This window comes from Hydrogenophaga sp., from assembly GCF_041633695.1.
GTDB lineage: Bacteria > Pseudomonadota > Gammaproteobacteria > Burkholderiales > Burkholderiaceae_C > Hydrogenophaga.
Window position 1 is genome coordinate 1 of record NZ_JBFJMY010000233.1, and the last position, 6,622, is coordinate 6,622.

A 6,622-nucleotide genomic window follows, 5' to 3' on the forward strand; every position below is an offset into this window, starting at 1 on the left:
GAAGGACGGCGGACGCTACCGGCGCCGGCGGCACAGCTGCTTTGTGGTGAACGGGCAGCGGGTGGAGGCGGTGCCACACCGTGCCCACTGGCAGCCCCTGGAATACAACGCCTTGCACGGCGGCATGCAGCGCTGGTTTGCGCCGATGGCGGATGCAACGGTGGCGCAGCCGGTGTGGTCGGCGCTGTTGCTGGCTTTGGGCGAAGCCGTATCGGCGCTGCGGGGCGCGCAGCCCTGGTTTGTGGAGGCGCACCAGTTCCGGATCGACACCACCGATGGCATTGGCCGGCCCACGCCCGAGGGCGCGCACCGCGACGGTGTGGATCTGGTGGCCGTGTTCATGGTGGGGCGGCACGCCATCAAGGGCGGCGAGAGCCGGGTGTTTGAAGCGCGCGGTCCCAGTGGCCAGCGCTTCACGCTGCACGAGCCCTGGTCGTTGCTGCTGCTGGACGACGAACGCGTGATCCACGAAAGCACGCCCATCCAGCCGCTGGATGCGCAAGGCCTGGGCTGGCGCGACACCCTGGTGCTGACCTACCGCGCGGGTGGCTTTCAGGGCGAAAGTTAAGCGGTCTTCTGAACGGCGTTGTGCGCAGCGCCGGTGCTATCCGGCGCTGCTTGCCGCCCGAGTGTTACAGGCGTTCGAAGATCGCGGCAATGCCCTGACCGCCACCGATGCACATGGTCACCAGGGCATAACGTCCCTGGATCCGCTGCAACTCGTACAAAGCCTTGACGGTGATCAGCGCACCGGTGGCACCGATCGGGTGGCCGAGCGAAATGCCCGAGCCGTTGGGGTTGACCTTGGCCGGGTCCAGATCCAGATCGCGCGATACGGCACAGGCCTGGGCGGCAAAGGCTTCGTTGGCCTCGATCACATCCAGGTCCTGCACGCGCAGGCCGGCGCGTTTCAGCGCCAGCTGCGTGGCGGGCACTGGACCTATGCCCATGTATTTCGGGTCCACGCCCGCGTGCGCGTACGCCACCAGACGCGCCATGGGGGCCAGACCACGGGCCTTGGCGGCGCCGGCTTCCATCAGCACCACGGCGGCGGCGGCGTCGTTGATGCCCGAGGCATTGCCAGCGGTCACGGTGCCGTTCTCTTTTTGGAACACGGGTTTGAGCTTGGCCAGTTCTTCCAGGCCGCAGTTGGGCCGGAAGTGTTCGTCCGTGGCGTAGGCCACTTCGCCCTTGCGGGTTTTGAGCAGGACCGGGACGATTTGCGTCTTGAAGCGGCCTTCTTCGGTCGCGCGCTGGGCCCGGTTGTGGCTTTCCACCGCGAGCTTGTCCTGGTCTTCGCGGCCGATGCCCCATTTGGCCGCGATGTTTTCAGCGGTGACGCCCATGTGGATGGCGTGGAACGGATCGTGCAAGGCACCCGTCATCATGTCCACCATCTTCGTATCGCCCATGCGGGCGCCCCAACGCATGTTCAAACTGGCGAAAGGCGCGCGGCTCATGTTTTCAGCGCCAGCGCCGATAGCTATATCAGTGTCACCCAAAAGAATGCTTTGTGAAGCGGAAACAATGGCCTGCAGACCAGAACCACACAGACGATTGACGTTGAAAGCCGGGGTGCCCTCGCCACAGCCGCCCTGGATGGCGGCCACCCGCGAGAGGTACATGTCTTTGGGTTCGGTGTTGACCACGTGGCCAAACACCACATGGCCCACATCTTTGCCATCGACGCCCGCGCGCTGCAAGGATTCGCGCACCACCAGCGCACCCAGTTCGGTGGGCGGCACATCTTTGAGGCTGCCACCAAAGGTTCCAATAGCGGTGCGTGTGGCACCAACGACAACGACTTCTCGGTTCATGCGGTTCTCCTGTTGGGGGTGTTCGGACCGGCGCCATGCCGTGGGCCGGATCGCCTCACATGGTACCCGGCGCAGGCGGGCACGGGGCTTGTGCACCGCCTTTGTCGGGCGGGTGACAGGGATTGCCGCGCTGGCACGTCCAAGCACGGGGGGATGCCCATGATCCGCCCCGATGTCGGCGAGCCGCACGAGCTTTGTCCACCAGAGTTGTCCGGCTTCGAAGACCCAGTGCACCGGCCGCTGGAGTCCGCAGAGCCGAGCGCAAGATCCCGTGCGGCACCGCCAGACACCGATGCGCATCCACCCTTGGTGCGGGCCTGGATCCAACTGTTGCAGGACACCTGAGGCGGCCCGGTACGGACTGCCGAAGATTTTTACGGCTCTTCAGTCCCGGACGTCGGCCACCGCGTGGCTGCCAAAGTCGGCGCGGGCCAAATAGGCCAGCACGCGCTCGGCGGCTTCGTCGGGCGAGGTGAGCTGGCCCTGCTGCTGCAGCGACACAAAACGTTCGCGGTCGGGAAACAGGGCGGGATCGCCGGCACGCAATTGCTTTTGCATGTCGGTGTCGATCACGCCGGGCGCCAGCGACACCAGTTGCGCACCGTGCGCATGTTGGGCTTCTTCGAGCGCGCAGCAGCGGGTGAAGTGGTCCATACCCGCCTTGGCGGCGCAGTAGGGCGCCTGGGCTGCCATGGCGTGTCGGCCCAGGCCGGACGAGATATTGAGCACCTTGCGCGGACCGCGCCAACCCGCATCGACCCAGGCTTGCGTGGCGCGCAAAAATGCGCCCGTGAGCAGCATGGGTGCTTCCAGTCCCACACGCAGGGCGCGGGTCAGCTCCTGCGGTGGGCAGGTGCCCAGCGGGCCGATGGGCGGAATCACGCCGGCGTTGTTGATGAGCGTGACGCTGGCAATGGATGCGGTGGCTTGCGCGCCGAGCCAGGCACCCAAGCGTTCGGCAGCGGTGGTGGCATCGCTCAGATCCAGTGTCCACTGGGTGAGTTGTGCGCCGCTGGCCTGCGCCCGCGCCGTCAGCTCGTCGTTGCGCTGGCGCGATACGCACAGCAGGTGGTGATCGGCGTGCAGCAGGCGCTGCGCCATGGACAAGCCCATGCCGCGCGAAGCGCCGGTGAGGATGGTGAGGTGGGTGTGCGGTGTTGCCATGGCCGCCATTGTGCGACGGTCAGGCACCTCGCGTCGAGCGAAGCTTGGAAGACGCCGGCCCAGGGCCTGTTCACGCTGTGTTCACCCCTTTCGCACTTGGAAAAATAGTGTGAACAGGCCCTAGAACGGGCAGGGACAGTCCCACTCCATCCAGGTGCCGTGTGCAGGGTGTTGCAGCCGCAGCGCCGCCGCGTGCAACAGCAAACGCGGCGCCTGGGCCTGCTGTTCGGGCGTGGCGTACAGCGCGTCGCCCAAGATCGGGTGGCCGATCGCCTGCAGGTGCACGCGCAGCTGGTGCGAACGGCCCGTCACGGGTTCGAGCTCCAGCCGCGTGTTGGCGGCATCGGGTGTTGGGGCCATCTCGGCCAGCCGCCAGCGGGTCTGGCTGGGTTTGCCGTCGCTGTGGCGCACGATGCTGCGTGGCCGGTTGGGCCAGTCCACGATCAACGGCAGGTCGATGCTGTTCCAGCCGTTATCGGGCAGCGGATTGTGCAGACGGCCGGCCACCACCGCGAGGTAGCGCTTGTGCACCTGCCGTTGCGCAAAGGCCTGGCTGAGCAGGCGCTGCGATGGTGCGCCGCGCGCCATGACCACCAGGCCCGACGTGGCCATGTCCAGTCGGTGGACCACCAGCGCATCGGGCCATTGGGCTTGAGCCCGCGCGCTCAGGCAATCCTGCTTGAGTTCTCCACGTCCCGGCACGGCCAACAGGCCCGCCGGTTTGTTCAGCACCAGCAGGTGCTCGTCCACATACAGGGGTGTCAGCAGCATGGGTGCCGCCAGGCGCGGGCCATGACCCGGGTTCAGCGAACCAGCACTTCGGCGCGGCGGTTGCGCGGTTCCACCACTTCGTCGGCGGTGGGCACCAGAGGCTCGCGCTCGCCGCGCCCCACGGCCTCTATGCGCTCGGCCACGAAGCCGCGTTCGATCAACACGGCGCGCACGGCGCGCGCGCGCTCCAGCGACAGGGCGTCGTTCGATTCGAGCGTGCCCTGGCGATCGGTATGGCCGGTGACGACGATCTCGCCACCCGCGCGCGCCAGAGCGTCTGTGATCACGCGTTCAAGCTGGGCGGTGGATTCGCTGGTGAGGGTGGAGGTACCGGGTTCAAAGTTCAGCGTGAAGCGCTGCGGCGCCGGGGGTTGCAGCGCCAGCAGCTGCGGGAATTGCTCACGCACTTTTTCCGCGCTGGTCTGGTCGGTGCTGAGCGTGCCTCGGCGGCTCACCTCTGCGGTCTGGTAGGGCTGGTTGATCAGTTGCGAGCCCCGGCTGGTTTCCACCACCACGGCGCTGCTGGACCCGTCTGCCTGGGGCAATAGCGTGACGCGTGTGGCCGGCGCGCAGCCCGCCAAGATCCACACCAACAAGGCCGACAGCGCGGTCGCGGAGAAGAACGGGGTTCGGCGGGAATGGATGCGCATGGGGCAGGCGTTGGTGTGTTGGATGGGGCTTGGGCGTGCTCAGTCGGCGGCCCGGGCTTCCACGATGAAGTCGGTACCGCGAACGCCGACCACCGACGTGGGCGTGGACACCTTGAAAAGATCGGGGTTGATTTTGCCCAGGAGGCCCGTGACCACCCGGACCGAACCTTGCAGCAGTTCCACCAACAGGTTGCCGGATTGGGTGGTGCTGTCGAACTGGAAGCGGCTCAGGTCCATCTGGCTGTTGGGGCCCACGGTCAGCACCGTGCCGTCCTTGAGCGTGACCGTTGCGGCACCGGTGTCGTTGGTGATGATGCGGTCGGCCACGCGCAAAGGCGCGCCTGGGCTGGGCGTGCGCACGTCGCCCACTTTGCCGATCCAGACCCCGCCCTCGACCTGCTTGAAGGTACCTACGCGGCTGTCTTGTCCGGGTGCGGGCGCTGGAGCGGCGCTGACGGTGGAACTGGCGGTCACGGATGGCGACGGCGTGGTCGTCTGCGCCCGCAGTGTGGGTGCCAGCAGCAACAGGCACGAGGAGCAAGCAAGAACACGGAGCAGGCGCATAAAGATCTCTTTGGGGGAAGACGGCGGGCTCTGGGATACTACTGGATGCGACCAAACGCCTCAAGACAGGGGCGGTAGAACGGTTGGCGGGCCCGCCGCCCAGGCGTCTCGTGGCAGGTTTTCAAAGGCCTTGCACGTGCAAAATCGGGCCTGAACTGGTAAAAAAGGCGACGAACTGGCGAGCGACCCCCCTCTGTTTCTGCGGGCTTGCGCTTGTCAAGGCATCCGGTACTGGGCGTCTGCCGCCCAGCCCGTCACACGTCCAGGCGGCGCTGCGTGCGCCATGCGCCCCGGCGCGCCAAGGGCGCTCAACCCCCTCATTTTGCAAAGGATTCTCCATTGGAAGCACTGAACACCCCACACCTCATCGAGATGCTCATCACCTATGGTACCCAGGCCTTGTTGGCCTTGCTGGTGCTGTTCGTCGGGCTGTGGCTCACCGGCTGGATCGCGCGCCGGCTGGACACGCGCATGGAGCGCCTGGGCGTGGAGGAGACCTTGCGCCGGTTTCTGAGAAGCCTCATCGGGCTGGTGCTCAAGGTCTTGTTGCTGATTTCGGTGGCGAGCATGGTTGGCATTGCGACCACCTCGTTTATCGCAGTGCTGGGCGCGGCCGGCCTGGCCATTGGTCTGGCGCTGCAGGGCAGCCTGTCCAATTTTGCGGGCGGCGTGCTGCTGATTCTTTTCAAACCCTACAAGGTGGGGGATGTGGTGGAAATGCAGGGTGAAATCGGCACCGTGCAGTCGATCCAGATTCTCAATACCGTGCTGAAAACGGCCGACAACAAGACCGTGTTCATGCCCAACGGGCCGGTGGCCAACGGCAACATCATCAATTATTCGACCCAGGCCACCCGCCGCGTAGACATGACGTTCGGCATCAGCTACACCTGCAGCATCGACCTGGCGCGCCAGACCTTGCAGCAAATCATCGCGGCGGACGAGCGCATCTTGCAAGAGCCCGCACCGCTGATCGTGGTGGGCGCCCTGGCCGACAGCTCGGTCAACTTCACGGTGCGGGTGTGGACCGCTTCGGGCGACTACTGGCCGGTGTTTTTCCACATGCAAGAGCAGGTGAAAAAATCCTTCGACGAGGTGGGGCTGAGCATTCCGTTCCCGCAACGCGACGTGCACCTGATCAACGCCGCCCACTGACATCCTCAGAGACGCCATCCGATGAAACTGCTGCTCGCGCCCATGGAAGGTTTGCTCGACGCGACCCTGCGCGACGTGCTCACCCGCACCGGCGGTATCGACCGTTGCGTGAGCGAGTTCATCCGCATCACCACCACCTTGTTGCCCGAACGCGCCTTTGTGCGCGTCGTGCCCGAGCTGCTCAATGGCGGCTACACCCGCGCCGGTGTACCGGTGCGCGCGCAGCTGCTGGGCTCTGATCCGGTTTGTCTCGCCGAGAACGCCGCGCGGCTGGCCAGCTTGGGGCCGCACGGCATCGATCTCAATTTCGGTTGTCCGGCCAAAACGGTGAACCAGAGCCGGGGCGGGGCGGTGCTGCTGGACGAGCCCGAGCTGATCGCCCGCATCGTGGCAGCGGTGCGGCGCGCCGTGCCAGCGGCCATGCCGGTGTCGGCCAAGATGCGGCTGGGTTTCAATGACGACCGGCGCGCCGAAGAGTGCGCGCAGGCGATGGCCGACAGC

The 6,622-nt window shown here is 66.1% G+C and carries 8 protein-coding genes; 3 read left to right on the forward strand and 5 right to left on the reverse strand.

The features are described from left to right. Positions 1-568: 2OG-Fe dioxygenase family protein (locus ABYB95_RS14370; protein ID WP_372659252.1), on the forward strand; the 568-nt coding region annotated here is incomplete at its 5' end. Positions 569-632: 64 nt separating this feature from the next. Here ABYB95_RS14370 and bktB read toward each other — a convergent pair. The 5 genes from bktB to ABYB95_RS14395 all read right to left on the reverse strand — a co-directional run bounded on the left by bktB (position 633) and on the right by ABYB95_RS14395 (position 4,966). Continuing rightward, entirely contained in the window at positions 633-1,817 is a 1,185-nt protein-coding gene (bktB, locus tag ABYB95_RS14375; protein WP_372659253.1) for a beta-ketothiolase BktB, read from the reverse strand. A gap of 384 nt (positions 1,818-2,201) precedes the next feature. Further along, the gene (locus tag ABYB95_RS14380; RefSeq protein ID WP_372659254.1) at positions 2,202-2,981 is read right to left on the reverse strand and encodes an SDR family NAD(P)-dependent oxidoreductase; all 780 of its coding nucleotides are present in this window, start codon (positions 2,979-2,981) and stop codon (positions 2,202-2,204) included. A gap of 120 nt (positions 2,982-3,101) precedes the next feature. Beyond that, a complete protein-coding gene (locus tag ABYB95_RS14385; protein ID WP_372659255.1) occupies positions 3,102-3,752 on the reverse strand; it encodes an RluA family pseudouridine synthase in 651 nt (216 codons plus the stop codon). Between the two features lie 32 nt (positions 3,753-3,784). Continuing rightward, positions 3,785-4,402 (reverse strand): OmpA family protein, encoded by a 618-nt coding sequence (locus ABYB95_RS14390; RefSeq protein WP_372659256.1) that lies wholly within the window; start codon positions 4,400-4,402, stop codon positions 3,785-3,787. Between the two features lie 39 nt (positions 4,403-4,441). Beyond that, positions 4,442-4,966 (reverse strand): FecR domain-containing protein, encoded by a 525-nt coding sequence (locus ABYB95_RS14395; RefSeq protein WP_372659257.1) that lies wholly within the window; start codon positions 4,964-4,966, stop codon positions 4,442-4,444. A 339-nt stretch (positions 4,967-5,305) separates the two neighbouring features. On the opposite strand from ABYB95_RS14395, the gene ABYB95_RS14400 reads away from it, so the two are divergent. Both ABYB95_RS14400 and ABYB95_RS14405 read left to right on the forward strand, forming a co-directional pair. After that, on the forward strand, positions 5,306-6,121 hold the full coding sequence (locus ABYB95_RS14400) for a mechanosensitive ion channel family protein (protein ID WP_372659258.1): 816 nt from the start codon (positions 5,306-5,308) through the stop codon (positions 6,119-6,121). 21 nt (positions 6,122-6,142) lie between these two features. Further along, on the forward strand, positions 6,143-6,622 hold a 480-nt coding region (locus ABYB95_RS14405; protein ID WP_372659259.1), incomplete at its 3' end, for a tRNA-dihydrouridine synthase.

What these genes read in the sequence shown, in the direction of transcription:
- ABYB95_RS14390 (WP_372659256.1), bottom strand. Translation starts at nt 4,402, where the DNA reads ATGCGCATCCATTCCCGCCGAACCCCGTTCTTCTCCGCGACCGCGCTG.
- ABYB95_RS14380 (WP_372659254.1), bottom strand. Translation starts at nt 2,981, where the DNA reads ATGGCAACACCGCACACCCACCTCACCATCCTCACCGGCGCTTCGCGC.
- ABYB95_RS14395 (WP_372659257.1), bottom strand. Translation starts at nt 4,966, where the DNA reads ATGCGCCTGCTCCGTGTTCTTGCTTGCTCCTCGTGCCTGTTGCTGCTG.
- bktB (WP_372659253.1), bottom strand. Translation starts at nt 1,817, where the DNA reads ATGAACCGAGAAGTCGTTGTCGTTGGTGCCACACGCACCGCTATTGGA.
- ABYB95_RS14385 (WP_372659255.1), bottom strand. Translation starts at nt 3,752, where the DNA reads ATGCTGCTGACACCCCTGTATGTGGACGAGCACCTGCTGGTGCTGAAC.